Origin of the sequence: Collinsella sp. CLA-JM-H32B, from assembly GCF_040098065.1 — a bacterium.
GTDB lineage: Bacteria > Actinomycetota > Coriobacteriia > Coriobacteriales > Coriobacteriaceae > Collinsella.
The window spans coordinates 1-1,576 of record NZ_JBBNNA010000031.1 but is presented as its reverse complement, the minus strand read 5'-3'; the positions used below and the strand labels follow the sequence as shown (position 1 = coordinate 1,576).

General features: G+C 69.0%; 1 protein-coding gene. It reads left to right on the top strand.

Features of this window, described 5'->3' with window-relative positions:
* Window positions 1–314 precede the first annotated feature (314 nt).
* On the top strand, window positions 315–1,553 hold the full coding sequence (locus AAA138_RS09815) for an IS110 family transposase (protein WP_349090670.1): 1,239 nt from the start codon (window positions 315–317) through the stop codon (window positions 1,551–1,553).
* Window positions 1,554–1,576: the final 23 nt, after the last annotated feature.

Sequence of the window (1,576 nt, the reverse complement as noted above, 5' to 3'; positions counted from 1 at the left end):
TCTACCTGCACTGATAATTGTCCTTGGGGGAAGCGGGCACTGCGGGGGCGCGTCAACAGCGCGCGATTTCCGCGTCGCAGCGCTACCCTGATGCTGAACGCCGGGACGATGACCCACTGACCTGCTGACGCCTCTTCGGCCGTCCTCAAATCCGACCTGTCTCGCCCCGGCTTCCGCGACCCGGAGTCCTGCCATGACCTAATAGGAGCATGAGCGCGGACAATCGGATAAGGCAACTTGATTGTAGCGCTCCCGTCAGTGCAATGTCTGGGAGACCCGGGCGCGGAGCAGGCGGCAGACCGAGGGGAGCGAAAATGGAAGGCGAAACGGTCATCGCGGGCGTCGACACGCACAAGGACGTGCATGTCCTGTGCCTGCTCGACGGCCTCGGGAGGAAGATCTGGAGCGGGAGCTTCGGGGCCGACCCCGAGGGCTACGACAGGCTGGCGGAGGCGATAGGCGACCCGGGGAGCTGCATGGTCGTCGGCGTCGAGGGCACGGCGTCGTACGGGGCCGGGCTGACGAGGAGGCTCGTGGAGCTCGGGTACAACGTCGTCGAGGTGCTCAGGCCCAAGAGGGACAAGGCGAGGCCCGGCGAGGGGAAGAGCGACCCGCTGGACGCCGAGCGCGCGGCGCGCAAGGCGGCGTCCGGGAGGGGCTGCTCCGTGCCGAAGTCGCAGGACGGCTGGGTCGAGGCGGTGCGCCAGCTCTACGTCGCGCGCAGGCTGGCCGTCGCGACGTCCACGTCCTGCGTGGCCTGCGCGAAGTCGATGCTCACGACGGCCCCGAGCGCCCTGAGGGAGCGGTTCAGGGGCCGCGAGCGGCCGAAGGACCTCATGCCGCTGCTCGCGCGCGGGAGGAAGGCGGGCGACGCGCTCGAGGAGAGCGTGCTGGCCTCGCTGCGGTCCGTCGCGGCGGTCTGGAAGGAGGCCCGCAGCCAGGTCGAGTCCCTCGACGAGCGCATCCGCGCGCTGCTGGAGGCGAACGCGCCCGCGCTGCTCGGCATCGAGGGCTGCGGCACGACGACCGCCGCCGCCCTGGTCGTGGCCGCCGGCGACAACCCCGGCAGGCTGAAGGGCGAGGCGGCGTTCTCGATGCTGTGCGGCGTCTCCCCGATCCCCGCGTCGAGCGGGAAGACGGAGCGGCACAGGCTCAACCGCGGCGGCAACCGGCAGGCGAACTGGGCGCTCTACGAGATCGCGATCAAGCGCATGGCATACGACGAGAGGACGAAGAGGTACGTGGCGAAGCGAACCTCCGAGGGGAAGTCCCGGAGGGAGGCGATCCGCTGCCTGAAGCGCTACATAGCGCGGGAGGTGTACCGCGTGCTCATGGACCCGAATCCCGACGGCGCCGCGCCGGAAGGCCCCGAGCTCGCGAAGATGCGCAAGGCGATGCGGGTGACCCAGAAGCAGGCCGCCGCGGGGCTCGGCATGTCCGCGGCCTCACTCGGTCACCTGGAACATGGGAGACGGCGGTCGACGAAACTGGAGAGGAGGTATTACGAGCTCCTGTGCGAATTGAAGGGAGCGCTCCCGCAAACTGCCTATTGACAACTTATAGGAGCGTCGGTTTT

Bases quoted from the DNA above. Each gene is read 5' to 3' on its own strand.
- AAA138_RS09815 (WP_349090670.1), top strand. From the start codon at position 315: ATGGAAGGCGAAACGGTCATCGCGGGCGTCGACACGCACAAGGACGTG.